The following is a 26700-nucleotide window of genomic DNA, read 5'->3' as shown; positions in this document are numbered from 1 at the left end:
TGCAGTCAAGTGAGATTCCGTATCCATCGCGCAAAGACGCGGTTTTCCGGCTTTCGCACGGTCTTCACGAAAGCTTGCGATCATAACTTCGCCAGTTTTGCTTGGCTTACACAGATACTGTATCGAAGAATCCCACGCAACTTTTGGGCGTTTCAATGTGGTTGAAAACCATCAGGAGACGACCAGGCGAAAAACAGGTCGCAAGATAGGATAAAGCGAATTTGCTTTGAGTTTTTGTCTTTACGCATGTCTTTATGGAAAACGGTCTCTCTCTTCCACGACGTGCTTTAGCGAAAGGAATGCGCGCATGATCGAACCGTCGCATGAGTTGAAGCCCGTCTGGCAGCGGCTGGCGCATTATGGTGTGTTGACCTTTACGGGCCTGATCTTTGCGGGATTAACGATTGCTAGCGGGCCGGCCAGGGCCAACGATCTTTATCGGACCGAATACGATATTTCCATTTTCGGACTTTCGATTGCGCGGTCTGCCATAGAAACCACGGTCAATGGCGCCAATTACAATCTCAATGGCCGTTTTCTGACTTCCGGTCTGGCGCGTGTGTTCGACGATACGGACGGTACCGTGCACGTTACCGGGAGCGCCGTTGGGGGCAAGGTCGTGCCGAAGAGCTTCGATCTCGCCTATAAGCATGGCCGCAAGAACAAGAGCACGACGATCCGCTTCGCCAATGGCAATGTCGTCGCGGCGGAAAACCAGCCTCCGGTGAAAAAGCGTGACCCGTGGGTGGAAACATCACCGCAGGACCTTCTCAATGTGAGCGATCCGCTGAGCGCGCTCATGATACCTGCAAAGAGCGGTCGGGCGGTCTGTGACCGGTCGCTGAGCGTTTTCGACGGTCAGACCCGCGCGGAGATCAAGCTTTCCTTCAATGGCACCGAATCGTTCACGACCGACGGCTTTACCGGCGAATCGGTCGTCTGCTCGGCAAAGTTCGTTCCGATTTCCGGATATCAGAAGGGCAAGAAGGCTATCGATTATCTGAGCAATCGCAGCCGGATCACGATTTCCTTCGCATCGCTCGGCAATTCGGGCATCTATGCGCCCGTCGTGGCGCGAATCGGCACGCAGATCGGCACGCTCAAGATCGAAGCCACCCGTTTTTCCAAGGTGAACTGACCGGCAGCCGGTCCCAGTTAATGCTTCGGGTGCACGCATTCCTCATGGTTGCCGAGGATTTCGATCACGCGGCACTGGTCGATGCGGCCATGTGCAGTGCATTCCAGCATGCGCTGCAATTCGGTTTTAAGCGATAGCAGTTTTGCGATGCGGTGTTCGACATCGCTCAAGCGTGCGCGTGCAATGGCGTCGGCCGCCGAACATGACTGGTCGGGATTATCCTGAAGATCAAGAAGCGTGCGGATCGCATCTACCTCGAAACCCAGATCGCGTGCGTGGCGAATGAAAAGCAGCCGCTGGACATCCTGCCGGTCATAGAGGCGGCGATTGCCATCAGTGCGCGGCGGTGAGGGTAGCAGGCCGATCTGCTCGTAATAACGAATCGTCGGCACTTTGACGCCGCTCGCTTTTGATGCTTCTCCGATCGATACATTCATGATCATTTTCCGCTTGCTCCTCTAGTCACTAGAGGATGTAGACCTTGCTCAACACAATTCAAGAGCAGTGCTGAAAAGAGCAGATCATGAGTGAAACATTGAACCAGATTCGCTTTCGCATCGACGGTATGGATTGCGCATCCTGCGCAACCAAGATCGATACTGCCGTGCGGCGCGTGCGCGGTATCGAGGATGTGTCCGTCTCTGTCACGGCAGGCACGATGACCGTCAGCCATGATGGAACAGGCGATCTCGACAAGATCGCAAGCAAGGTGCGCAGCCTCGGCTATGGTGTGGAGCCGATGGCCCCCGAAAAAACCGTCAAGGAAAAAGCTCTGGCGAAGCATGAGCATTCGCACGATCATTCTCGCCACGACCACGACCACGACCACGACCACGACCACGACCACAGTGCGTGCGGCGGCCATCATGATCATCACGATCACGCCCATGAACACAATCATGAAGCCCACGACGAGGTTATTGCCGTAACCTCCAACAGTTTCCGCTTTCAGGTCGATGGCATGGATTGTGCATCCTGTGCGGCCAAGATCGATACTGCCGTACGGCGCCTGTCCGGCGTGACGGATGTGTCCGTTTCCGTGACCAATGGCGCAATGACCGTCAATCATGATGGAACGGCGAAGAGCGACGAAATCGCGGGCAAAGTGACGGCGCTGGGCTACAAGACTGCCCTTGCCAAAACCGTTGTCCCCGGTGCCGGTTCTGCACCAAAGGCGACCGGGCCGACAAAGCCACAGCCGTGGTGGCGTTCGAAAAAGGGCCAGATGATGCTGGCCTGTGGCGGCGGGCTGGTCGCGGCCTATATTGTCGGACATCTTTATCCGTCCATCGCGCTTTGGGCCTTCACGGCTGCGATGCTGATCGGTCTCGTGCCGATTGCCAAGCGTGCCTATATGGCGGCCATCAACGGCACGCCATTCTCCATCGAGATGCTGATGACGATTGCCGCCATCGGCGCAATGTTTATCGGCGCAACCGAGGAAGCTGCAGCCGTCGTTTTTCTGTTTCTGGTCGGTGAGCTTCTGGAAGGCGTTGCTGCAGGTAAGGCGCGTGCCAGCATTCAATCCCTGACTGCGCTGGTGCCGAAGACTGCCTTCCTTGAGAGAAATGGTGCGACCACGGAAGTTGCCGCCGACAGTCTGGCGGTCGGCGATGTGATTTCCGTGCGCCCCGGCGACCGTATGCCTGCGGATGGTGAAATCCTGACGGGCGAGAGCGCTGTCGATGAAGCGCCGGTTACTGGTGAAAGCACCCCGGTCGGGAAGGCCGAAGGCGACACGGTTTTTGCTGGCACGATCAATGGTGATGGTGTGTTGCGGGTCCGGGTCACGGCTGCCGCGCAGGACAATACCATCGCCCGGGTTGTGCGGCTGGTCGAGGAAGCGCAGGAAGCCAAGGCGCCGACCGAACGTTTCATCAATCGTTTCTCGACCTATTACACGCCGGGCGTTGTGGTTGTGGCGGCGCTCGTCGCCATTCTGCCGCCGCTTGTTGCGGGTGGTGACTGGAATGAATGGGTTTACAAGGGTCTTGCGATCCTTCTGATCGGTTGCCCCTGTGCGCTGGTCATTTCCACGCCCGCTGCAATTGCAGCGGCTCTGTCGTCGGGTGCCCGGCGCGGCCTTCTCATGAAGGGGGGCGCTGTGCTGGAAACCATCGGCAAGATCACGGCGGCCTGTTTCGACAAGACCGGCACGCTGACCGAAGGCAAGCCGAAGGTGACAGATGTTCTTGCAGGCGACTTGTCCGAGGATGAAGTGCTGCGTCTTGCCGCGTCTCTGGATGCGGGCTCAAGCCATCCGCTGGCGCTGGCGATTGTCGGTGCTGCAGAACAGCGCAGCCTGAAACTGTCTGTCATCACGCAGGGCAAGGCTCATGGCGGCAAGGGTGTGTCTGGGGCGGTTGGCGAAATGGACCTGTTTCTGGGGTCGCGCCGCGCCGCCAATGATATTGCGGCCATTCCGGATGCACTGGCGAGCCGCATTGCCGCCTGCAACGACGAAGGCAAGACCGTTTCTGTCCTTGTCGCTAATGGCAAGATTGCCGGTGCAATCGCCATGCGTGATGAACCGCGCGCTGATGCCATTGCCGGTTTGCAGGAATTGAAAGCGGCCAATATTCGCACCGTCATGCTGACCGGTGACAATCGCCGCACGGCGGAAGCAATCGGACGCGATCTTGGGATCGAAGTGCGGGCTGAGCTTCTGCCGGAAGATAAGCAGCGTATTGTCGGCGAGTTGCGTAAAGAAGGTCTAATCGTCGCCAAGGTCGGCGATGGCATCAACGATGCACCAGCACTTGCTGCCGCCGATGTCGGCATCGCCATGGGTGGCGGCACCGACGTGGCGCTGGAAACAGCCGACGCTGCGGTTCTGCATGGCCGGGTTGGCGATGTGGCAGCGATGGTCGACCTTTCCAAGCGAACCATGCGTAATATCCATCAGAATATTGCCATAGCGCTCGGATTGAAGGCTGTCTTTCTGGTGACCACCGTGCTGGGTATTACAGGCCTCTGGCCCGCAATTCTGGCCGATACCGGTGCCACCGTTCTTGTGACAATCAATGCTTTGCGGCTTCTGAGGCAACCGGTGCGATAAAACAAAAGAACCGGCGAAACCGCCGGTTCGTGTCTCTTCCTTCGAGCCGTGTTACTCGCCGATCAGAACGCGGATGCGTTCGCTATATTGCTTGCCAAAAGCGAGGTGCTCGGGATTGATGTCCTTCAACTCATCAACCAACTGCGGCTCGCTTTCGGCATCAGCTGCTGCAAGGCTGCTCATCAGGGCGAAATAGCCGAGGATATAATCGGACGGCGTGATGTTCTGGGCCTTGAGCACTTCCACGACCTGCGGACGGGATTCGACGCTCTTCACCATCTTGTCGAAGGAAGGCGTGGCATCCTGTCCTTCTTCTTCGGTCGCTGAAAGTTCCATGCCACCCAGCTGTTCCTGCACTTTTTCCATGCGCGACAGGAAATCTTCGCTCAGCTTGAAATTGTTGATTTCGGCAGGCGTCTGCTTCGGTGCGACATCAAGCAGGTCGTCGGCAAACGCGACGCTTGTGGAAACGGGCACGGCGAAAAGAGAAAGGCCAATGGGGAAAAGGCCGAGGAAAACGGCGCAGCCTGCAATCTTGAAACGGGAAAACACCGTCATTCTTCTATCCTCGAACTGTGGAACGATTCGCGCTCTCAAATAGCAATAGCATATGTCAGAACATATCCTTACGCTTTCGGATTTCGGCAAACACGGCTTCGTCGGGTGCATCCTGCAGGCCGAGGCGGCTGCGAATGCCTGCATCATGCCAGCGCAGGAAGGGATTGGTCGCCATTTCAAGCGCGATGCTTGACGGCAATGTCATGCGATCGGCGGCACGAAGCCGCGCGATCTCGGCGGCGCGCTCCTTGAGTGCGGAATTGGCCGGGTCGATGGTCAGCGCAAAGCGGGCATTGCTTTCGGTATATTCGTGGCCGCAATAAACCGCCGTGTCGCCGGGAAGCGCAACCAGCTTCTGCAATGACTGGAACATGGTGAGCGGCGTTCCCTCGAAAAGCCGTCCGCAGCCGAGAGCGAACAGTGTATCACCCGTGAAGACGGCTTTCGCATCGGGAAGGTAATAGGACACTTCGCCCGCCGTATGGCCGGGCGTCGCGATGACCTTCACCCGGAAGAGACCGAAGGTGAATTCGTCCCCGTCCTTCACCGTGCGGTCGATGCCGGGAATCTTTGTTTCTTCGGCCTTGGGGCCGATGATGCTGACGCCGTATTTCGCCTTCAGCGCATCATTGCCCTCGACGTGATCGAGATGGTGATGCGTTGTGAAGATGAAATCGAGCGTCCAGCCGCGCCGTTTCAGCGCGGCCTCGATCGCCGCTGCATCGGGCGCATCGATGGATGCTGTCAGTGCACTTTGGGGATCGTGGATGAGGACGCCGTAATTGTCGCTGCGGCAGATGAACTGTTCGATTTCAAGCCGTGCTGCGATCCCGTTCATGGTGTCTGTCCTCCCGTTATGATGCGGTCTTGTTGTCTTCCGTCAGTGAATGCTTCTGGATAAGCGGCATTTGTAAAAGCGTGAAGACAATGGTGATGGGCATAATGCCCCACACCTTGAACGATACCCAGGCATCGGTCGTGAAATTCCGCCAGACAACCTCGTTGACCACGGCGAGGAAGATGAAGAACAGCCCCCAACGCAGCGTCAGTTTTCGCCAGCCTTCGGCATCGAGACGGAAGGCCGAATCAAACACATAGCCGAGCAGGGACTTGCCGAAGAAGAGCCCGCCGAGCAGGATCGCACCAAACAGCGTGTTGACGATGGTGGGCTTCATCTTGATGAAGGTTTCGTTGTGCAGCCAGAGCGTCAGCGCTCCGAACACCAGCACGACGATGCCGGAGACAAGCGGCATGATGGGCAGGGTGCGCGTCATTGTCCATGAAATGGCGAGCGCGATTACGGTCGCGCCCATGAATAGTGCCGTTGCCAGAAAGATCGGTGCGCCGATGGACGCCAGCACCGGAAAACGCTCGATCAGCATTTCGCCACGCGCATTGGCAAAGAAGAACACCAGAAGCGGTCCCAGTTCCAGCGCCAGCTTGAGCAGCGGCGGGACTTCTCGGCGTTCGGCTTCGCTTTTCTGTGACGGATCGCGTTCGAAAACGGGATGCTCCATCAGGCAACTCCTGCGATGGCGCGGGCAAAATCCTTGGCCGCAAAGGGTTCCAGATCGTCGACACCTTCGCCGACGCCGATGAAATAGATCGGCAGTTTATGCTTGGCCGAGATGGCGACAAGAATGCCGCCCCGTGCCGTGCCGTCAAGCTTGGTCATGACCAGACCGTTGACACCGGCAATATTCTTGAAGATTTCGACCTGATTAAGGGCATTCTGGCCGGTGGTGGCATCAAGTGTCTGCAGCACCGTATGCGGTGCTTCCGGATCATGCTTGCCCAGCACGCGCACGATCTTTGCAAGCTCGTCCATCAGTTCGGCCTTGTTCTGCAACCGTCCTGCCGTATCGATGATAAGGACGTCGCTGCCGGCTTCCTTGGCCTTTTCCCATGCATCATAGGCAAGCCCTGCCGCATCGGCGCCGAGCTTGGAGGACACGACCGGCGAACCGGTGCGTTCGCCCCAGATATGCAACTGCTCGATTGCTGCTGCGCGGAATGTGTCGCCTGCCGCCAGCATGACCTTGAGGCCGCCTGCGGTAAGCTTTGCGGCAAGCTTGCCGATGGTGGTGGTTTTGCCGGTGCCGTTGACGCCGACCACGAGGATGACATGCGGCTTGTGTGACAGGTCAAGCTCCAGCGGCTTTGCCACCGGGCCTAGAACCTTTTCGATTTCCGCGCCCATGATGGTGCGCACTTCCTCGCCCGTCACGTCCTTGCCGTAGCGACCCGAGGCAAGTGCATCGGTCACGCGCATGGCGGTTTCAAGCCCGAGATCAGCCTGGATCAGCACGTCTTCGAGATCCTGCAGCGTGTCATCATCGAGCTTGCGCTTGGTGAAAATGCCGCCGATGGATTCGCTCAATGAATTCGATGAACGGAGCAGGCCGCGACGCAGACGCTCGAACCAGGACAGCTTTGGCTCAGGCGCTGCCTCAACCGGCGCTTCTTCCTTATGTTCCTCGACGGCCTTGGCGACTTTGACCTTCTTGGGCTTCACTGGTTCCGGCTGAGGTGCAGGTTCGACCGCTTCCTCTACCACAGGTGCATCAGGAGCTTTTGCGACTTCGGGCTGTTCGAGTTCGACAGCAGGTTCCGACTCGGGTTCGACAACGGGTTCAATAGCAGGCTCTGGCGCAGGTGCTTCGACCGCGATTGGTTCCATCACCGGAGGCTGTTCAATCGGGATTTCGATCTCGGCAACCGGATGCTCCGGTTCAGTCTTTTCTTCCTCAACCGTTTCAGACGCAGGCGCATCAATCGGCTCAGGCTCGCTGGCGATCACTGGCACTTCCGGTTCGGAAACGACCACTTCAACGACGGCTGTTTCGATTTCTTTGGGCGCTTCGACGGTTTCAGGAAGTTGTGTTTCTAAAGCCGTTTCCACGGCATCGGGAGCCGGTTGTTCGACTGGTTTTTCTTCGACCTCCTTCTTGCCGAAGGAGAACATTTTCTTGATGAAACCCATTGCCATGAAATCTGATGCCCTTAAGCTTTAAGCCGCTTGCGGCTCTGCCTGACGGGTGAGGAGTTTTTCACCGTCATGCCCTGTCACGATACGTTCGATGATTTCGCCCGGTGCACCGCTGTCCACCGATGCCAGTGTAAAGCCTTCGGTGCGCGCAATACCTTCCTTCTCGACGAGAAGGCGCTGCAAGGTGCCATTCAGCGCGCCGAGGTGTTTTTCATAAGCGCGGTCGCCTTCCGCGCGCAGGCGTGCCGCACGTTCCTTGACGATTTCGCGCCGCACCTGCGGCATACGGGCGGCGGGGGTGCCTTCGCGTGCGCTGTAGGGGAAGACGTGCAGGTGGGACAGTCCGCATTCCTCGACGATCTTCAGCGAATTCCGGAACATGTCTTCGGTTTCGGTGGGGAAACCGGCGATGATGTCCGCGCCGAAGACGATGTCAGGACGAAGCCCACGTACTGTTTCGCAGAAGCGGATCGAATCGTCGCGTAAGTGGCGGCGCTTCATGCGCTTCAGGATCATGTCGTCGCCCGCCTGTAGCGACAGATGCAGATGAGGCATCAGGCGCTTTTCATTGGCAATCGCATCCATCAGATCGTCATCGGCTTCGATGGAATCGATGGAGGAAAGACGCAGGCGCCGCAAATCCGGCACCTGGTTGAGAACAGTCTTCACCAGCTTGCCGAGACGCAGGCTTCCCGGAAGATCGGGACCGTAGGAGGTCATGTCCACGCCGGTCAGCACCACTTCGGCATAACCGTTGCCGACAAGGCGCTTGACCTGATCCACCACCGCGCCCATCGGAACGGAGCGGGAATTACCACGACCATAAGGAATGATGCAGAAGGTGCAGCGATGATCGCAGCCATTCTGCACCTGCACGAAAGCGCGCGCGCGACCTTCGATGGCATCGACCATATGGCTTGCGGTTTCGCGCACTTCCATAATGTCGTTGACGCGTACCTTTTCGAACTGGTTGACGCCGAAATCCGGCAGCATCCGGTAGGAATTGGATTTCAGTTTTTCCTCATTGCCAAGAATGAGGTCGACTTCGTCCATGGCGGCAAAATTGTCCGCTTCGGTCTGTGCGGCGCAGCCGGTGACGATGATGCGCGCTTCCGGGTTTTCGCGGCGTGCCTTGCGGATCGCCTGACGCGCCTGTCGCACGGCTTCCGCCGTCACGGCGCAGGTGTTGAAGATGATCGCGCCATCCTTCAATTCGCCAAGTCCGGCGGCATCGGCTTCGCGTTTCATCACCTCTGATTCATAGGTGTTGAGACGGCATCCGAATGTTACGACTTCCACCGACATCAGGCTGCACCCCTGTCAGTTGGCTTGTCATTCTGGGCGTCGCGGCTCCATTCGCCGGTTGCAGGATCGAAAGTGCCTGAAAATTCCCATTCGGCGGGGCCGGTCATCATGACATGATCGTCGTCGCGCCATTCGATCTTGAGCGGGCCACCAGGAACATTGACAGTGACTGTGCGCCCGGTGCGGCGCGTGCGCACTGCCGATACGGCGGCGGCGCAGGCGGCGGAACCACAGGCGCGGGTCAGACCTGCACCGCGCTCCCATGTGCGCAGATCCATTGTCTCGGGCGAGGTGACATGGGCTATGGAGATATTGGCGCGCTCCGGAAAGATCGGATGATGTTCCAGAAGCGGTCCGAATTTTTCCAGCTCATAGGACCAGACATCACGGTCGACCCAGAAGATTGCATGCGGGTTGCCCATGGATGCAACCGACGGCGAATGCAGAACCGGCGCGTCGATGGGGCCGACCTGCAGTTCGATCATGCGCGTATCGCGAAATTCCTCGGCAAGCGGAATGTCCTGCCAATCGAAGCGCGGCTTGCCCATATCGACTGATATCAGGCCGTCTTCGTGTTCGGTCGCGGTCAGAATTCCGGCGCGGGTCTCAAAAGTAAAGGCCTGCCGACCGGTCTCGGCGGCCAGCGCCTGAACGACGCAGCGTGTGCCGTTGCCGCAAGCCTGCGCTTCCGTGCCGTCGCAATTGATGATCGCAATATAGTTGTCGGTTCCCGCCGTGCGCGGATCGTGGATCGCCATGATCTGATCGAAGGCGGTTTCGCTGTCGCCTGCAAGACGGATCGCAGCTTCAGGCGTTATCCGGTCCGCGCGACCGCGCATGTCGGCAACGATGATCTGATTGCCGAGCCCGTTCATCTTGGCGAAGGCTGCCTTGGTGGCCATAACTATCGTGGTTCCGTTTTCCTGTGGCTTTGGTCGATAAAGCCTATGGGACAATTAGCGTCTATATGGCGGAAAAGCCCGCAAATTGCCAGTACCCGCGACAGATTGCGAAAAGTTGCGGCTCGGATGTTCGCGCAGGAGAGGCGCCAATATCGGAGAAACTGTGGCCTTCCTGTCCCAGTTTCAAGATTATTAAGCGGTTTCAAGCATTCTTGAAGGGTTTGGGGGCAAAAATGACAGGTGCCGGTGTTGCTTTTTTAACCATATAGCCATTTTATCGGTCCAATATTGTCACATTGCAGGGCTTCGGTAGGAAGTCCGGGGCATCCCCACCCCTGATGAGAAATGCGGAAATGGAGAACCAGATGGGAATTTCGAAAGCAAGTCTGCTCAGCCTCGCGGCGGCTGGCATTGTCCTGGCCGGGTGCCAGAGCTCCCGGTTCGGCAATCTCGATACGGTTTCGCCACCACCGCCACCGCCGCCCGTGAATGCGGCTCCGGCAGGCTCGGTGCAGAAGGGCAACCTTAATTCTCCTAATGCTTCGCAGTTCCCGACGGCTCCGACCACGGATCCGAATGCACAGCCCGGCACACAGGTTGCAAGCCTGCCGCCGGCATCCGCGCCTGATCTGACGCCAGGCTCCGTCGCCGGTGTCTGGAACGCATCGCTTGGCGGCCAGAGCTGCAAGATCGCGACGCCGCAGACCAAGTATGGTCAGGGCTATCGCGCTGGTCCGCTGCGTTGCCCGGGCGAACTCGGCAATCTCGCTTCCTGGGCCGTCAACGGCAAGCAACTCGTTCTCTATGATGCGAATGGCGGCACCGTCGCGTCGCTCTATTCTTCGGGACAGAGCCGCTTCGACGGACAGACTTCAGGCGGGCAGGCCGTGTCGCTTTCGCGCTAAGACATTCTTTCGCTTAAAGACAGGCGGATCATCGCGAGATGGTCCGCCGTTTTTGCAATTGAAAGGTTGAACGGAAGCAATCATGTCTTTCGACGGTAATCTGAAAGCCTTCCCCTCCGTCCGCGAACATTACGATGCGATGGTCGTGGCGGGTGATGTGGAAGCCGATCCTGCTCAACTCGAACTCACCGTCCGTTATGACCGGCTGATCGAGGAAATCTGCACCAAACGCCTGTCACGCAAGTCGAGCGCGCTCGGCTGGCTGTTCGGCAAGCGCAAGGAGGCAACGAGCGTCATCAAGGGGCTTTACGTGCACGGCGAGGTCGGGCGCGGCAAGACCATGCTGATGGACATGTTCTTTTCGCTTCTTCCGGTGGAACGCAAACGTCGCGCGCATTTCAATGATTTTATGGCCGATGTGCACGAGCGCATCTATGCGCATCGTCAGGCGTTGAAGCGTGGCGAGACCAAGCAGGACGATCCGATCCCGCCGGTCGCCGATGCCTTGAGCCAACAGGCGTGGGTGCTGTGTTTCGACGAATTCACCGTGACGGATATTGCCGATGCGATGATCCTGTCGCGCCTGTTCAGCGCCTTGTTCACCCGTGGGGTGGTGCTGGTGGCGACGTCCAACGTCGCGCCGGACAATCTTTATCGCGATGGGCTGAACCGGCAGCTTTTCCTGCCCTTCATCGATATTCTCAAGCAGCATGTCGATGTGATCAACCTCGATTCGCGCACCGATTATCGTCTCGAGAAACTCGATCGCCAGCCGGTCTATCTGTCGCCGCTTGGTTCCGAGACGGCCAAGCGCATGGATGCGGCCTGGACGGCGCAAAAGGACGGCGCGCACGAAAAGCCCGACGTCATCCGCATCAAGGGACGCGACATCGAGGTCGCCCGTGCCGTGCATGGTGCGGCGCGTTTCACTTTCGATGCGCTCTGTTCGAAGCCGCTTGGTGCCTCGGACTATATCGCCATCGTGAAGCACTATCCGACCTTGTTCATCGATGATGTTCCGGTGTTGGACTATTCACGCCGCAACGAGGCCAAGCGCTTCATTCTGCTGGTCGACGTACTCTACGATCACCACGCGCGGGTGTTCATTTCGGCTGAAGCCCAACCGGAAAAGCTCTATCTCGCCAGCAAGGGCACGGAGGCCTTCGAGTTCGATCGTACCGCTTCCCGTCTTTTCGAGATGCAGAGCGCGGACTATCTGGCGGAGCCACCCGGCAAGGCCGGTTGAAGTCGACCCTTCCAGCTATCATCATCAGACTGCCCCATCATCAGACTGCCACAGACTGGACTTATAAGCCCGGTGGGCTATGTTGCTCACGCAATTCATGCGGAAGGCGGTGGCGCGTTCGTGCCGGACTTCTGATACGGCATCAGTTTTAAATCGGGGCCGGTTTTGAACAGGTGCACAACGTTGTTGGAATTGGCAGCTTGCCAGTCGCTCCTTCACCGCTTCGCCGGGGATGGTTCGCGGCGGTAGGAGAGGGTGGTTTTGCCTTGATATTGACAAATTATCTTACGTTTACGTAAGAACCATTAATTCTAACCGATTGAAAACATTAGTCGCAAAATAATGAGTTGAGTTTATCGCCAAAGAGTCCTATCTCGCAGTTCCAACGCTTGAGCGTTTCCGGCGAGGATTCCGGATGGCTTGATGCGTCTCTGGATCAAAAGTGAGGAAAGAAACAATCATGGCACGCAACAAGATTGCCCTCATCGGCTCCGGCATGATCGGCGGCACGCTCGCCCATCTGGCTGGTCTGAAGGAACTCGGCGACGTCGTCCTTTTCGACATTGCGGAAGGCATCCCGCAGGGTAAGGGACTGGATATCGCCGAATCTTCTCCGGTTGACGGTTTTGATGCGAAATACACCGGCGCCAACGACTACGCAGCAATTGAAGGCGCAGACGTTGTCATCGTGACCGCAGGCGTGCCGCGCAAGCCGGGCATGAGCCGCGACGACCTTCTGGGCATCAACCTCAAGGTGATGGAACAGGTTGGCGCAGGTATCAAGAAATACGCCCCTGAAGCTTTCGTCATCTGCATCACCAACCCGCTGGACGCCATGGTCTGGGCGCTGCAGAAGTTCTCCGGTCTTCCGGCGCACAAGGTTGTCGGCATGGCTGGCGTTCTCGACAGCGCCCGCTTCCGTTATTTCCTCTCGGAAGAGTTCAACGTTTCGGTTGAAGACGTCACGGCATTCGTGCTGGGCGGCCACGGCGACAGCATGGTTCCGCTGGCCCGTTACTCGACCGTTGCCGGTATCCCGCTGCCGGATCTCGTCAAGATGGGCTGGACCAGCCAGGACAAGCTCGACAAGATCATCCAGCGCACCCGTGACGGCGGCGCGGAAATCGTCGGCCTGCTCAAGACCGGCTCGGCTTTCTACGCTCCGGCTGCATCGGCCATCCAGATGGCTGAATCCTACCTCAAGGACAAGAAGCGCGTCCTGCCAGTTGCTGCCCAGCTTACGGGCCAGTACGGCGTCAAGGACATGTATGTCGGCGTGCCGACCGTGATCGGTGCCAATGGCGTCGAGCGCATCATTGAAATTGATCTCGACAAGAACGAAAAGGCTGAATTCGACAAGTCGGTGGCTTCGGTCGCCGGTCTTTGCGAAGCCTGCATCGGCATCGCTCCGTCGCTGAAGTAAAATTCCAGACAAGGCCGGATTGTCGCATTTGTGCGGCTCCGGCCTTTTCCGGCTGTCAATTATCGGTCGAAGATTCGGGCCGTACCGGCTCGCTGAATCGGTCGGGAATCCGTAGAGGACAACCAGATGAATATTCACGAATACCAGGCCAAGCGCCTGCTTCACACCTACGGCGCACCGATCGCCAATGGTGTGGCTGTCTATTCCGTCGAACAGGCGGAAGAATGGGCAAAGACGCTTCCCGGACCGCTTTATGTCGTCAAGAGCCAGATCCATGCTGGTGGACGCGGCAAGGGCAAGTTCAAGGAACTGCCAGCCGATGCAAAGGGCGGCGTGCGCCTCGCCAAGTCGGTTGAGGAAGTGGTTGCCAATGCGAAGGAAATGCTCGGCAACACGCTCGTCACCAAGCAGACCGGCCCTGCCGGCAAGCAGGTCAACCGTCTTTACATCGAGGACGGCGCCGACATCGATCGCGAACTCTATCTCTCGATCCTGATCGACCGCACCGTTGGTCGTCCGGCTTTCGTCGTTTCGACCGAAGGTGGCATGGACATCGAAGCCGTTGCCGAAGAAACCCCTGAAAAGATCGTGACTGTCGCCATCGATCCGGCCAAGGGCGTAACGGACGAAGACGCCAGCAAGCTCGCCGACGCGCTGAAGCTTGAAGGTCAGGCTCGCGAAGACGGCGTCAAGCTGTTCCCGATCCTCTACAAGGCGTTCACCGAAAAGGACATGAGCCTTCTCGAGATCAACCCGCTGATCGTCATGACCGATGGCCGCGTGCGCGTTCTCGACGCCAAGGTATCGTTCGACGGCAATGCGCTGTTCCGTCATCCTGACATTCAGGAACTGCGCGATCTGTCGGAAGAAGACGAAAAAGAGATCGAAGCTTCCAAGTACGATCTCGCTTACGTGGCTCTCGACGGCAATATCGGCTGCATGGTCAACGGCGCAGGCCTTGCCATGGCAACGATGGACATCATCAAGCTCTACGGTGCAGAACCTGCCAACTTCCTCGACGTTGGTGGCGGCGCTTCCAAGGAGAAGGTGACGGCTGCGTTCAAGATCATCACCGCTGATCCGGCTGTCCAGGGCATTCTGGTCAACATCTTCGGTGGCATCATGAAGTGCGACGTCATTGCCGAAGGCGTGATCGCTGCGGTCAAGGAAGTCGGCCTCAAGGTTCCTCTGGTTGTCCGTCTCGAAGGCACCAATGTCGAACTCGGCAAGAAGATCATCAACGAGAGCGGCCTGAACGTCATTTCGGCCGACGATCTCGACGATGCGGCGCAGAAGATCGTCGCTGCAGTGAAGGGGAATTAAGGCATGTCCATTCTCGTCAACAAGGACACCAAGGTTCTCGTACAGGGCCTGACCGGCAAGACCGGCACCTTCCACACCGAACAGGCGCTTGCCTACTACGGCACGCAGATGGTCGGCGGTATCCATCCGAAGAAGGGTGGCGAAACCTGGGAAGGTCAGAAGGGCGAAAAGCTTCCGATCTTCGCAACCGTTGCCGAAGCCAAGGAACGCACAGGTGCAGACGCATCGGTGATCTACGTTCCGCCAGCAGGTGCTGCCGATGCGATCATCGAAGCCATCGAAGCTGAAATCCCGTTCATCGTCTGCATCACCGAAGGTATTCCGGTCATGGACATGGTTCGCGTCAAGGAGCGTCTGGAACGCTCGAAGTCGCGCCTGCTCGGACCAAACTGCCCAGGCATCCTGACCCCTGAAGAATGCAAGATCGGCATCATGCCGGGCAATATCTTCAAGAAGGGTTCGGTGGGTGTTGTTTCCCGTTCCGGCACGCTTACCTATGAAGCAGTGTTCCAGACCTCGAACGAAGGCCTCGGCCAGACCACTGCTGTCGGTATCGGCGGTGATCCGGTCAAGGGCACCGAGTTCATCGACGTGCTGGAAATGTTCCTGGCCGACGACGAAACCAAGTCGATCGTCATGATCGGTGAAATCGGCGGTTCGGCTGAAGAAGATGCGGCCCAGTTCCTCAAGGACGAAGCCAAGCGCGGTCGCAAGAAGCCGATGGTCGGCTTCATCGCTGGCCGTACGGCTCCTGCCGGACGCACCATGGGCCATGCTGGCGCCGTGATCTCCGGCGGCAAGGGCGGCGCGGAAGACAAGATTGCTGCCATGGAATCGGCTGGCATTCGCGTGTCGCCGTCGCCGGCGCAGCTCGGCAAGACGCTGGTCGAAGTCCTCAAGGGCTGAGATCGCGTATCGGTCTGAATATCCCGGCGGCGGCGAAAGCCGCTGCCGGGTTTAGCATAACAACGGGTCATGTGATCCGGCTTAGAGGGACGGATATCCGTTCCGACGCGTAGAGTTTAGTCATGCCGGGGTCTGTAGCGGTTCCTCCCCGGCGGCGTGAGGGATGAAGTTTCGAACTTCCGGCCCGCGCAAGATGAGCCACTGACAAGGAGACGGAGCGCTGCTCCGGATAGGCTATGGCAAGGCAAGAACAAGCCAACGACGTTTTCGCCCTTACCTCATTCCTCTATGGCGGCAATGCCGACTATATCGAGGAGCTGTACGCCAAGTATGAGGACGATCCGAATTCGGTCGATCCGCAGTGGCGCGATTTCTTCGCGAAGCTGGGCGACAATGCCGACGATGTGAAGAAAAACGCTGAAGGCGCGTCCTGGACCAGGAAAAACTGGCCGATTGCAGCCAATGGCGAACTGATTTCCGCGCTCGATGGCAACTGGGCTGAAGTTGAAAAGCACGTCACCGACAAGCTGAAAGGTAAGGCTGCAAAGGGCGAAGCGAAGGGTGCTACCGGCGCGGCTCTTACCAGCGAAGAGATTACGCAGGCTGCACGCGACAGCGTTCGCGCCATCATGATGATCCGCGCCTACCGCATGCGTGGCCATCTGCACGCCAATCTCGATCCGCTCGGTCTCTCCGAAAAGCCGAACGACTATAATGAGCTGGAGCCGGAAAACTACGGTTTCACGCCTGCCGACTACAACCGCAAGATCTTTATCGACAACGTGCTCGGCCTCGAATATGCGACCGTGCCGGAAATGCTCGACATTCTGAAGCGTACCTACTGTGGCACGATCGGCGTCGAATTCATGCATATCTCCGATCCGGCTGAAAAAGCCTGGATTCAGGAACGCATCGAAGGTCCGGATAAAAAGGTTGCTTTCACGCCGGAAGGCAAGAAGGCCATCCTGTCGAAGCTGATCGAAGCGGAAGGCTTCGAGCAGTTCATCGACGTCAAATACAAGGGCACCAAGCGTTTCGGCCTCGATGGCGGTGAATCGCTGATCCCGGCCCTTGAGCAGATCGTCAAGCGCGGCGGCGCCATGGGCGTCAAGGAAATCATCTTCGGCATGGCCCATCGTGGCCGTCTGAACGTGCTTAGCCAGGTCATGGGCAAGCCGCACCGCGCCATCTTCCACGAATTCAAGGGCGGCTCCTATGCGCCGGACGACGTGGAAGGCTCGGGCGACGTGAAGTACCATCTGGGCGCTTCGTCGGACCGTGAATTCGACGGCAACAAGGTCCACCTGTCGCTGACCGCCAACCCGTCGCACCTCGAAATCGTCAACCCCGTCGTGATGGGCAAGGCCCGTGCCAAGCAGGACCTGCTGGCTGGTCGCACCCGTGACGACATGGTTCCGCTTGCAACGCGCGCCAAGGTTTTGCCGCTGCTCCTGCATGGCGATGCTGCCTTTGCCGGTCAGGGTGTTGTGGCCGAGTGCCTCGGCCTTTCGGGCCTGAAGGGGCACCGCGTCGCCGGTACGCTGCATTTCATCATCAACAACCAGATCGGTTTCACCACCAATCCGGCCTTCTCGCGTTCGTCGCCTTATCCGTCGGATGTTGCGAAGATGATCGAAGCGCCGATCTTCCACGTCAATGGCGACGATCCGGAAGCCGTGGTGTTCGCTGCCAAGGTTGCGACCGAATTCCGCATGACCTTCCACAAGCCGGTGGTCATCGACATGTTCTGCTATCGCCGCTTCGGTCACAACGAAGGCGACGAGCCGTCCTTCACCCAGCCGTTGATGTACAAGGCGATCCGTGCACACAAGACCACGGTTCAGCTCTACAGCGACAAGCTGATTGCTGAAGGACTGATCAAGCAGGAAGAAATCGACCAGATGAAAGCGCAGTGGCGCGAAAATCTGGAAACCGAATTCGACGCCGGACAGAGCTACAAGCCAAACAAGGCCGACTGGCTGGACGGCGCTTGGGCTGGCCTGCGCACCGCGGACAATGCCGACGAACAGCGTCGCGGCAAGACTGCCGTACCGATGAAGACGCTCAAGGAAATCGGCAAGAAGCTGGTTGAAGTACCGAAGGACTTCCACGTCCATCGCACGATCCAGCGCTTCCTCGACAACCGTGCCAAGATGATGGAAACGGGCGAAGGGATCGATTGGGCGACGGCTGAATCGCTGGCATTCGGTTCGCTGGTTGCTGAAGGCAGCCCGATCCGCCTGTCCGGTCAGGACGTCGAACGCGGCACCTTCTCGCAGCGTCACACGGTTCTCTACGATCAGGAAACCCAGAACCGCTACATTCCGCTCAACAATATCCAGAAGGGTCAGGCGATCTACGAGGCCATCAACTCGATGCTCTCGGAAGAAGCAGTGCTGGGCTACGAATACGGCTATTCGCTGTCCGACCCGCGCGCTCTGGTTCTGTGGGAAGCCCAGTTCGGCGATTTCGCCAATGGTGCACAGGTCGTGTTCGACCAGTTCATCTCGTCGGGCGAACGCAAGTGGCTGCGCATGTCCGGTCTCGTCTGCCTTCTGCCGCACGGCTATGAAGGTCAGGGTCCGGAACACTCCTCGGCTCGTCTGGAACGCTGGTTGCAGATGTGTGCGGAAGACAACATGCAGGTGGCCAACGTTACGACGCCGGCTAACTACTTCCATATTCTGCGCCGCCAGATGAAGCGCGACTTCCGCAAGCCGCTCATCATGATGACGCCGAAGTCGCTGCTGCGTCACAAGCGTGCCGTTTCGACCCTCAACGAACTGTCGGGCGAATCCTCGTTCCACCGTCTGCTGTGGGACGATGCGCAGTACAACAAGGACGAAGGCATCAAGCTCCAGAAGGATGCAAAGATCCGTCGCGTCGTTCTCTGCTCGGGCAAGGTCTATTACGATCTTTACGAAGAGCGTGAAAAGCGTGGCATCGATGACGTCTACCTGCTGCGTGTCGAACAGCTTTATCCGTTTCCGGCCAAGGCACTCATCAATGAGCTGTCACGCTTCCGCCATGCGGAAATGGTCTGGTGTCAGGAAGAGCCGAAGAACATGGGCGCATGGTCGTTCATCGACCCGTATCTGGAATGGGTGCTGGCTCATATCGACGCCAAGCATCAGCGCGTGCGCTATGCAGGCCGTCCGGCGGCAGCATCGCCTGCAACGGGTCTGATGTCGAAGCATCTTGCGCAGCTCGCCGCTTTCCTTGAGGATGCGCTCGGTAACTGATCCGGGTTAGAGTTCTGGAGCAGTTTTTCGGAACTGCTCCAACCTGAATTGAACACAAAATCTAAAGTTTGAAGATCAACGGAAGAAGAAACCATGGCCACCGAAATTCGCGTTCCCACGCTTGGGGAGTCCGTTACTGAGGCAACCATCGGAAAATGGTTCAAGAAGGTCGGCGACGCCATCGCCATCGATGAACCGCTGGTGGAACTGGAAACCGACAAGGTGACAGTGGAAGTTCCGGCTGCTGCTGCTGGCGTATTGGCTGAAATCACGGCCAAGGAAGGCGACACTGTCGAGGTCAATGCGCTTCTCGGCCAGATTTCCACCGATGGCGCTGCCGTCGCTGCGGCTCCTGCTGCGAAGAAGGAAGAAGCCAAGCCTGCTGCCGCACCGGCAGCAGCACCTGTCGCTTCGGCTTCGTCGGGCCCGGCTATGCAGCCTGCCCCGGCTGCCTCCAAGCTGCTTGCTGAAAATAACCTCTCCGCCGATCAGGTGGACGGTTCCGGCAAGCGCGGTCAGGTGCTGAAGGGCGACGTGCTCGACGCTATCGCCAAGGGTGTTTCCGCTGCTCCGGCTCCGGCCGCACCGGCCGCTGCCCGTCCGGCATCGTCGGCTGACGACGCATCGCGCGAAGAACGCGTGAAGATGACCCGTCTGCGCCAGACCATCGCCAAGCGTCTGAAGGATGCCCAGAACACCGCCGCCATGCTGACGACCTATAACGAAGTCGACATGTCTGCGGTCATGGAACTGCGCACCAAGTACAAGGACGTCTTCGAGAAGAAGCATGGCGTGAAGCTCGGCTTCATGGGCTTCTTCACCAAGGCCGTGACCCATGCGCTGAAGGAAATCCCGGCTGTTAACGCCGAGATCGACGGCACGGACATCATTTACAAGAACTTCGCCCATGTCGGCATGGCCGTCGGCACGGACAAGGGCCTTGTGGTTCCGGTCATCCGTGACGCCGACCAGCTTTCGATTGCAGGCGTTGAAAAGGAACTGGGACGTCTTGCCAAGGCAGCACGCGACGGTACGCTTTCGGTCGCTGACATGCAGGGCGGCACGTTCACCATCACCAATGGCGGCGTGTACGGTTCGCTGATGTCCTCGCCGATCCTGAACGCTCCGCAGTCGGGTATCCTTGGCATGCACAAGATTCAGGAACGTCCGGTTGTCGTCGGCGGTCAGATCGTGATCCGTCCGATGATGTATCTTGCCCTGTCCTACGATCACCGCATCGTGGACGGCAAGGAAGCCGTGACCTTCCTCGTGCGCGTCAAGGAAAGCCTGGAAGATCCGGAACGTCTGGTTCTCGATCTCTAAGGACGAACGATGGAGCCGGGCGTCTTCTCCGCATCTCCGTTTCTGCCGTTGGTCGGCTTGAGCGTTGTCCTGCTGGTGGTTCATATCCTCCTGCAGGGCTTTGCGGCGACGAAGGAACTCGGCTCTCGATGGAATGCCGGTCCGCGCGACGAGGGTTTGAAACCCTCCGGTAAATTTGCCGGGCGCGCGGAGCGGGCCTCTGCCAATTTCCGTGAGACCTATCCGGCTTTCATCGGTCTGGCGCTGGCGCTCGTGCTGAAAGGCGATCCGTCCGGATGGGGGATTGTCGGCGCGTGGCTCTGGTTTTTCGGCCGCATCGTCTATATCCCGCTTTATCTGGCGGGCATTCCCTATTTCCGTTCCTTCGTCTGGCTCATTAGTCTGGTGGGGCTCGGTATCATGCTTCTGGCTTTGGTTCTGTGATGACAGCCTGCGCGTGAAACACGCGCAATGAAGGAAACACGATGCATCCCTATCTGTTCGAACTTGCATCCCTGATGGCGATTTTCGTCTTTGCCATTGTTTCCCCCGGCGCCGATCTCGCCATGGTCATCCGGCAATCGCTGCTGCATGGCCGCCGCGAGGCGATCATCACGAGCTTCGGCATCGGCGCCGCCCTGATGATGCATGTGACTTACACGGTTTTGGGCCTCGGGCTCATCATTTCCAAGTCGATCTATCTGTTCAATATCGTCAAATGGTGCGGTGTGGCCTATCTGGTCTATATCGGCATCAAGGCGCTGCGGGCTGGAACCACAAAGATCGACGTGGACGCAACGCCGAAGGAACCGGCTAAGCAGCAGAGCTTTGCCAAGGCATTCGGCCTCGGCTTTGCCGCCAATGCGCTGAACCCGAAGGCCGTGTTCTTCTTTCTGTCGATTTTCTCGACGGTCGTTCATGCCCATACGCCAACTGAGGTGAAGCTCGGTTACGGTGTCGTAATGGCGACTGCGCTCATCTCCTGGTTTGTCGGCGTCAGCCTTTTCATGACGACGCCGAAGATGCGGGCGGCCTTCTCGCGCGCCTCGAAATGGATTGATCGGGCCAGCGGTGTTGTCTTCATTGCGCTGGGACTTAAACTTGCCACCGAAAAGGCTATGTAAGAAGCAACAGGTTCAGTTTTACTGAACCTCGATTCGCTGCCGGAAACACTCAACCGGAACATTCAGGGAGAACCGACAGATGCACGCTGCAAACAAGCTTTTCAGGACCGCCGCCGTTTCGGTGCTTGCGCTCACCGTGTTCTCAACTGCGGTTCAGGCGGCCTGCACCCAGAATCGGGCGATTTATCGCGATCGCGACGATGCTTATACGCTGACCTTCCGCCCGGAGCAGCCGAACGACCTGAAAATGTCACCGGCGCCGACGAACGAGTTCACCATTACGGCCAATGACAAGCCCGAGTTCAAGCTGAGCGGCATGGTGATCTGGCCGGAAGAAGGCGTGGCGCGTCCCTATGCCTTGCTGACCTTCAACTGCAAGGGCGATGGTTCCAATCCGGAAGATCTCGACGATTGCAGTATCTGGCAGAGTGTCATCTATGCGCTGAAGGAAGGCGCGGAAGCCGATGTCCTGCCCAAGGCGGAAGAACCGGCGGCGCAGGCAATCCTGCTGCCTGATCTGGTGACGGCGCTTGATGGTTATGATTTTGGAGCGGCGAAACCTGAAAAGCCGCTTCAGTGGGAAGCATTCCGCTTTCAGGGATGTTCACCAGACGAGGAATAACCGGCACCCTGTAGGCACCGGTTGCATGTGAATAATTTCGAATGAGAGAACGGGCCCGGATGAACGGGGCGTTCGAAAAACGTTCAGGACAGACTGAAGAAGGATAGTTCAATGTCATACGATGTGGTTGTCATCGGTACGGGCCCTGGCGGTTATGTCGCCGCGATCAAGGCTGCACAGCTTGGTCTTTCCGTTGCTGTTGTGGAGAAGCGCAAGACCTTCGGTGGCACCTGCCTGAATATCGGCTGCATTCCCTCCAAGGCGCTTCTGCATGCGTCGGAAGTTTTCGCTGAAGCCGGTCACTCCTTCGACACGCTCGGCGTGGAAGTGACGCCGAAGCTCAATCTGGGAAAGATGCTGGCGCACAAGGACACGACCGTAAAGGCCAATGTCACGGGCGTTGAATTCCTGTTCAAGAAGAACAAGATCACGGCCTTCATCGGCACTGGCAAGATCGTTGGCAAGGGCAAGGTTTCCGTGACCGCTGAAGACGGCAAGGTCGAGGAAATCGAAGCAAAGAACATCATCATTGCCACCGGTTCCGATGTTGCGGGCATTCCGGGCGTCAAGGTCGATATTGACGAGAAGGTCATCGTTTCCTCGACTGGCGCGCTTTCCTTCGACAAGGTTCCGGGCAGCCTGATCGTTGTCGGCGGCGGCGTGATCGGTCTGGAGCTTGGTTCCGTCTGGGCGCGTCTTGGTGCGAAGGTCACGGTCGTCGAGTATCTCGACAAAGTGCTCGGGCCCATGGATGGCGAAGTGTCGAAGCAGTTCCAGCGCCTGCTCGAAAAGCAGGGCATTGCCTTCAAGCTCGGCGCCAAGGTTACAGGCGTCGAGAAAGCCGGCAAGGCCAATTCCGGGGGCGCGAAGGTGACCTTCGAACCGGTGAAGGGTGGCGCGGCTGAAACGCTTGAAGCTGATGCAGTTCTGATCGCGACCGGCCGTCGTCCTTACACGGATGGTCTTGGCCTTCAGGAAGCGGGCGTGAATGTCGATGATCGCGGCCGTGTTGCAATCGACGACCATTGGCGCACCAATGTCGAAGGCATCTATGCCATCGGCGACGTGGTGCAGGGTCCGATGCTGGCGCACAAGGCCGAAGACGAAGGCATTGCGGTTGCCGAAATCATTGCCGGTCAGGCCGGTCACGTGAATTTCGATGTCATTCCGAGCGTCGTCTACACGCAGCCGGAAGTCGCTTCGGTCGGCAAGACCGAAGAAGAGCTGAAAGCTGCCGGTATCGACTACAAGGTTGGCAAGTTCCCGTTCACGGCCAATGGTCGTGCACGCGCCATGCAGCACACCGACGGCTTCGTGAAAATCCTTGCTGACAAGGCAACGGACCGCGTTCTGGGCGCTCATATCCTCGGCTATAATGCCGGTGAAATGATCCACGAACTGGCTGTTCTGATGGAGTTTGGCGGCTCGTCGGAAGATCTGGCACGCACCTGCCATGCCCACCCGACCATGTCGGAAGCTGTGCGCGAATCCGCATTGGCGACCTTTGCCAAGCCGATCCATATGTAATTGGCTGCAACCATATGATTATAAAAAGGCCCGCTGATGCGGGCCTTTTTCGTTAATGCTTAATTTTGTGCCGGTGGGGCTGGAGCCGGTGTGGCAGGCTCACTCTGTGTCGTCGGCGGCGGAGGAGGTGGAGCCGCAGTATCCGTTCCACTGCCATTCCGGTAGAAGAAGTAAGCGAGGATAATGATCGCTGCCAGAAGCACCGCACCAAGCAGATAGCCACTTCCGCCGCGCGGGGGCGGAGGTGGCGGCATTCCGGAGGGTCTGACAGGCGCGGATCGGAAGTTGTGCGCGGGTCGCTATTTCGTGGATCAAGGGGATCAACCATAACGGGCTCCTCCAATGGTCCCTTTCGTCATCGAAGCGACGTTTGGGAAATGACGGTTGGCCGGGCAACTGCGGTCATACATGAGCCAATCTGTGCTCCGACCACCTCAAATGTGTGTTGTCATGCGTTGCGATAACAAACCCGGTGTATATCAATGCGAGAAAGAGCGCTTAGTTCCAAGAAATCTAATATAAGAGGAGCTATGAATTAATAGCTATACAATGCAATTCGGCGAGGATTCTATTAACCCAAGCGAAACTGCACATTGATATATATATTCAATCACGGAAGCGATCCGGTAATAGGGACTATGGTCGATCAACTGGCCATCTTGGCTTTATCACTGTAAATCATTGATGAGGTCGGGTCGTTGAGAGCGATCGTAAACCACGCCGAAATTTGAGGAATGACATAATGCCGTCGAAAGAGAACCTGAAAACCATTGAGCGCTTCGAAAAGCTCTCTTCGCTTCTGCGCGATGAACAGTTCAAGCTTCTCGACGAAGCGGCACGGGAAGAGGCGCTTCCGGGAAAATCGATACTGAGACAGATTGCCGAACTCGAGCTCAATATAACGGCCATTGAAAACAGCATCACCGATCTGAAAGCCGACTAGCGATATTCTAGCTTAGAGGTTTTATAGTGAGCTCACCCGATAGCCTTTTGCGCGTAACAGTTCAATTATTCCGTCCTTGCCCGGCAGATGCAGGGCGCCGACGGCAATAAAGGCATTTCCCTTGTCGATGATCGGAACGGCACGATCCGTCATGACCTGATTACGGTCGGAAATGAGATATTTTAGAAATAGTTCATAGTCTGCTTCGGAAAGACTGTCGGGAACGATCTTTCGGAGCGACGGCATGATCATGCCAATCTCGCCCTTGAGGTAGAGCGCGGTCGTGGTCTCCATGGCATCCTCGACCTTGTCGCCATAGTCGACGGTAGCCACCAGATTGCGGAGATGGAAGTCGAGCGGCATCCGGTTCATCGCGACCAGTTGTTCTGCTGCACTTTCCAGGCCCAAAACATTGCGGCCCTCGGCCTGTGCGTCGAGAGCCAGCCTTTCATCAAGCGATTTCTCGCCATCGTTTTTGCGCTCCCTCTCGCATTTTGGAAGTGCGAGCAGGCTGGTCAGCACCCACGGCTTCATTTTTGCAACCGCGTCGAGAACGATACCGCGTTCTGCAAGCTTCTGTTCGATCTCCTCCCGCCGCTCGGGCGGAATATGCGACTTCAAGGTGCTGCCATCAGTGAAGAGCAGCAGGTCGGGCTGTTCGAGCTTGAGACGCAGGAAAGCCTTCGGGTCCAGAATATCCGTCGTTTCGATGACGACAGTGCTTGCTGACCGATAGGCCTCGTCGGCAGCTTTCGGCAATGTCAAAACACGCGGATCGGAAAGATGGATCGTGCCAAAGAGATAGGACGGTTCGACGCCGTCTTTATCGATTTTCCAGAGAAGCCCTTTGCGATTGGGTACAGCATCGGCTTCGCGCTGTATTTCCTGCCAACTTGCCGGGTCTTTTGCCTCCAACCCGTCAATGAGATTGATGCCGTGCACGGCGCAAGCAGCAGGTGCATCGTCGGCGCGGGCCGAGACAGTGCCTGCCAGACAGGCATAGAGGAGAACGAGAAGCAGCTTTTTCATGAGAGTAATATAGGGGCGGTTTTTGCCGATGCCAGCGACTTCTCAAGCGCGCGGATGCGCCTTGTCATAGACTTCCAGCAGTCGCTCGGTATCCACGCCGGTATAGACCTGTGTGGTCGAGAGGCTTGCATGGCCAAGCAGCTCCTGGATGGTCCTGAGATCACCGCCTCGCCCCAGAAGATGGGTGGCGAAGGAATGGCGCAGCGCATGCGGCGTCGCGCTGTCGGGCAGGCCGAGACCAGCACGCAGTTTCTGCATTTCACGCTGGATGATCGCAGCATGCAGCACGCCGCCCTTGGCGCCTCGAAAAAGCGGTTTGTCGGCGGAAAGGTCGAACGGACAAAGCGTTCGATATTGTGCAACGGCGCGATGCACGATGGACAGAAGCGGGACGAGGCGCGCTTTGCTGCCCTTGCCCGTAATGGTGATCGAACGGGCAGTGCTGTCAGACAGCGCATCACCCATCAGGCCGAGCGCTTCCGAAATGCGCAGGCCGCAACCGTAGAGCAAGGTCAGGACGGCTGCGTTGCGCGCGGCAATCCATGGCTCCTCCGCCATTTGCCCATCGGCTGCAACCACGCGCCGGGCGTCTTCGACGGTCAATGGTTTCGGCAGTGATTTCGGCTGGCGTGGCGCACGCATGGCGCTTGCGCCTGCCGCATTGGCCAGGCCGCGTTTTTCCAGATGGCGTAAAAGCGAGCGCACACCGGCAAGCCCGCGGCCCAGCGTGCGGGCACCGACGCCTTCATTGCGACGGCTGGCCAGAAACGAACGCAGGTCGGCGATCCGTAGATTGCCAACATCTTTCAGCGATGGCGGTTCGCCCAGATGCCCAGTCAGAAAATTGAGGAACTGTCGCGTGTCGCGCTCATAGGCTTCGAGTGTGTTTTCCGACAGGCGGCGCGCATCCTTCAGCGTCTTCAACCATTCTTCACGCGCCGCTGCGAGGTCGGCGCGGGCAGGGATCAGAAATTCGCTGTTCGTTGTCATAATCAAGCCGGTCGTTCATTCTGGATGGACGGACAGTCTGCCAGCGATAGGTTACCGGCTGGTTGTTCGCGGGACGAAAAGCACTATTCTTACGAATTGAGGTGAATTGCGCTGACGAAAGGGTTATTGAACGAAAAATAGTTCTATTCGAGCAGCAGAAACAAGGTT

General features: G+C 57.9%; 24 protein-coding genes. 14 read left to right on the top strand and 10 right to left on the bottom strand.

Annotated features, from left to right (window positions below; translation table 11 throughout):
- Positions 1–307 precede the first annotated feature (307 nt).
- Positions 308–1138: a DUF3108 domain-containing protein gene (locus tag FG152_RS03520; protein ID WP_498985286.1), complete on the top strand. Its 831-nt coding sequence runs from the start codon at positions 308–310 to the stop codon at positions 1136–1138.
- Between the two features lie 17 nt (positions 1139–1155).
- On the opposite strand, the gene FG152_RS03515 is transcribed toward FG152_RS03520, so the two are convergent.
- The gene (locus FG152_RS03515; RefSeq protein WP_012091121.1) at positions 1156–1581 is read right to left on the bottom strand and encodes a MerR family transcriptional regulator; all 426 of its coding nucleotides are present in this window, start codon (positions 1579–1581) and stop codon (positions 1156–1158) included.
- Positions 1582–1661: 80 nt separating this feature from the next.
- Here FG152_RS03515 and FG152_RS03510 point away from each other — a divergent pair, with 80 nt between their 5' ends.
- Positions 1662–4196 (top strand): heavy metal translocating P-type ATPase, encoded by a 2535-nt coding sequence (locus FG152_RS03510; RefSeq protein ID WP_151664575.1) that lies wholly within the window; start codon positions 1662–1664, stop codon positions 4194–4196.
- A 51-nt stretch (positions 4197–4247) separates the two neighbouring features.
- On the opposite strand, the gene FG152_RS03505 is transcribed toward FG152_RS03510, so the two are convergent.
- The 6 genes from FG152_RS03505 to dapF are packed head-to-tail and all read right to left on the bottom strand — an operon-like array spanning position 4248 to position 9950.
- Positions 4248–4754, bottom strand: coding sequence for a hypothetical protein (locus FG152_RS03505; protein WP_029929656.1), 507 nt, complete (start codon positions 4752–4754; stop codon positions 4248–4250).
- Positions 4755–4809: 55 nt separating this feature from the next.
- Positions 4810–5592: a hydroxyacylglutathione hydrolase gene (gloB, locus tag FG152_RS03500; RefSeq protein ID WP_029929659.1), complete on the bottom strand. Its 783-nt coding sequence runs from the start codon at positions 5590–5592 to the stop codon at positions 4810–4812.
- A gap of 16 nt (positions 5593–5608) precedes the next feature.
- The gene (locus tag FG152_RS03495) at positions 5609–6271 is read right to left on the bottom strand and encodes a septation protein A (protein ID WP_498985283.1); all 663 of its coding nucleotides are present in this window, start codon (positions 6269–6271) and stop codon (positions 5609–5611) included.
- Complete coding sequence (gene ftsY, locus FG152_RS03490) at positions 6271–7743, bottom strand: signal recognition particle-docking protein FtsY (RefSeq protein ID WP_029929662.1); 1473 nt, start codon at positions 7741–7743, stop codon at positions 6271–6273. Before ftsY ends, FG152_RS03495 begins: the two co-directional genes overlap by 1 nt.
- 21 nt (positions 7744–7764) lie before the next feature.
- On the bottom strand, positions 7765–9048 hold the full coding sequence (gene mtaB, locus FG152_RS03485) for a tRNA (N(6)-L-threonylcarbamoyladenosine(37)-C(2))-methylthiotransferase MtaB (protein ID WP_010657599.1): 1284 nt from the start codon (positions 9046–9048) through the stop codon (positions 7765–7767).
- The gene (dapF, locus tag FG152_RS03480) at positions 9048–9950 is read right to left on the bottom strand and encodes a diaminopimelate epimerase (RefSeq protein WP_029929664.1); all 903 of its coding nucleotides are present in this window, start codon (positions 9948–9950) and stop codon (positions 9048–9050) included. Before dapF ends, mtaB begins: the two co-directional genes overlap by 1 nt.
- Before the next feature lie 365 nt (positions 9951–10315).
- Here dapF and FG152_RS03475 point away from each other — a divergent pair, with 365 nt between their 5' ends.
- The 11 genes from FG152_RS03475 (at position 10316) to lpdA (ending at position 23570) form a co-directional block, all read left to right on the top strand.
- Positions 10316–10855 carry a protease inhibitor Inh/omp19 family protein gene (locus tag FG152_RS03475; protein WP_010657597.1) on the top strand — a complete coding sequence of 180 codons (540 nt, stop codon included), beginning with the start codon at positions 10316–10318 and terminating at the stop codon, positions 10853–10855.
- A gap of 82 nt (positions 10856–10937) precedes the next feature.
- Positions 10938–12101, top strand: coding sequence for a cell division protein ZapE (gene zapE / locus FG152_RS03470; RefSeq protein ID WP_029929667.1), 1164 nt, complete (start codon positions 10938–10940; stop codon positions 12099–12101).
- Positions 12102–12561: 460 nt separating this feature from the next.
- Entirely contained in the window at positions 12562–13524 is a 963-nt protein-coding gene (mdh, locus tag FG152_RS03465; RefSeq protein ID WP_010657595.1) for a malate dehydrogenase, read from the top strand.
- A 126-nt stretch (positions 13525–13650) separates the two neighbouring features.
- A complete protein-coding gene (sucC, locus tag FG152_RS03460) occupies positions 13651–14847 on the top strand; it encodes an ADP-forming succinate--CoA ligase subunit beta (protein WP_010657594.1) in 1197 nt (398 codons plus the stop codon).
- Between the two features lie 3 nt (positions 14848–14850).
- The gene (gene sucD, locus FG152_RS03455; RefSeq protein WP_010657593.1) at positions 14851–15753 is read left to right on the top strand and encodes a succinate--CoA ligase subunit alpha; all 903 of its coding nucleotides are present in this window, start codon (positions 14851–14853) and stop codon (positions 15751–15753) included.
- A 236-nt stretch (positions 15754–15989) separates the two neighbouring features.
- Complete coding sequence (locus tag FG152_RS03450; protein ID WP_010657592.1) at positions 15990–18995, top strand: 2-oxoglutarate dehydrogenase E1 component; 3006 nt, start codon at positions 15990–15992, stop codon at positions 18993–18995.
- Positions 18996–19088: 93 nt separating this feature from the next.
- The gene (gene odhB / locus FG152_RS03445) at positions 19089–20318 is read left to right on the top strand and encodes a 2-oxoglutarate dehydrogenase complex dihydrolipoyllysine-residue succinyltransferase (protein WP_012091130.1); all 1230 of its coding nucleotides are present in this window, start codon (positions 19089–19091) and stop codon (positions 20316–20318) included.
- Between the two features lie 9 nt (positions 20319–20327).
- Complete coding sequence (locus FG152_RS03440) at positions 20328–20741, top strand: MAPEG family protein (protein WP_012091131.1); 414 nt, start codon at positions 20328–20330, stop codon at positions 20739–20741.
- A 41-nt stretch (positions 20742–20782) separates the two neighbouring features.
- Positions 20783–21421: a LysE family transporter gene (locus tag FG152_RS03435; RefSeq protein WP_029929669.1), complete on the top strand. Its 639-nt coding sequence runs from the start codon at positions 20783–20785 to the stop codon at positions 21419–21421.
- Positions 21422–21500: 79 nt separating this feature from the next.
- Entirely contained in the window at positions 21501–22043 is a 543-nt protein-coding gene (locus FG152_RS03430) for a hypothetical protein (RefSeq protein ID WP_012091133.1), read from the top strand.
- Between the two features lie 111 nt (positions 22044–22154).
- Positions 22155–23570 (top strand): dihydrolipoyl dehydrogenase, encoded by a 1416-nt coding sequence (gene lpdA / locus FG152_RS03425; RefSeq protein WP_012091134.1) that lies wholly within the window; start codon positions 22155–22157, stop codon positions 23568–23570.
- Between the two features lie 59 nt (positions 23571–23629).
- On the opposite strand, the gene FG152_RS03420 is transcribed toward lpdA, so the two are convergent.
- Entirely contained in the window at positions 23630–23824 is a 195-nt protein-coding gene (locus tag FG152_RS03420) for a hypothetical protein (RefSeq protein WP_498985277.1), read from the bottom strand.
- A 488-nt stretch (positions 23825–24312) separates the two neighbouring features.
- Here FG152_RS03420 and FG152_RS03415 point away from each other — a divergent pair, with 488 nt between their 5' ends.
- Positions 24313–24513 carry a hypothetical protein gene (locus FG152_RS03415; RefSeq protein WP_010657585.1) on the top strand — a complete coding sequence of 67 codons (201 nt, stop codon included), beginning with the start codon at positions 24313–24315 and terminating at the stop codon, positions 24511–24513.
- Between the two features lie 21 nt (positions 24514–24534).
- Here FG152_RS03415 and FG152_RS03410 read toward each other — a convergent pair whose 3' ends face one another.
- Together FG152_RS03410 and FG152_RS03405 are read right to left on the bottom strand one after the other, a co-directional pair.
- A complete protein-coding gene (locus FG152_RS03410) occupies positions 24535–25542 on the bottom strand; it encodes a TraB/GumN family protein (RefSeq protein WP_029929670.1) in 1008 nt (335 codons plus the stop codon).
- Between the two features lie 42 nt (positions 25543–25584).
- Positions 25585–26532 carry a tyrosine recombinase XerC gene (locus FG152_RS03405; protein ID WP_454622993.1) on the bottom strand — a complete coding sequence of 316 codons (948 nt, stop codon included), beginning with the start codon at positions 26530–26532 and terminating at the stop codon, positions 25585–25587.
- Between the last annotated feature and the right edge of the window lie 168 nt (positions 26533–26700).

The organism is Ochrobactrum sp. XJ1 (genome assembly GCF_024701725.1).
In the GTDB taxonomy this organism is placed as follows: Bacteria; Pseudomonadota; Alphaproteobacteria; order Rhizobiales; family Rhizobiaceae; genus Brucella; species Brucella anthropi.
The sequence above is the reverse complement of the archived record's forward strand: the minus strand, read 5'-3'. Positions and strand labels throughout refer to the sequence as shown.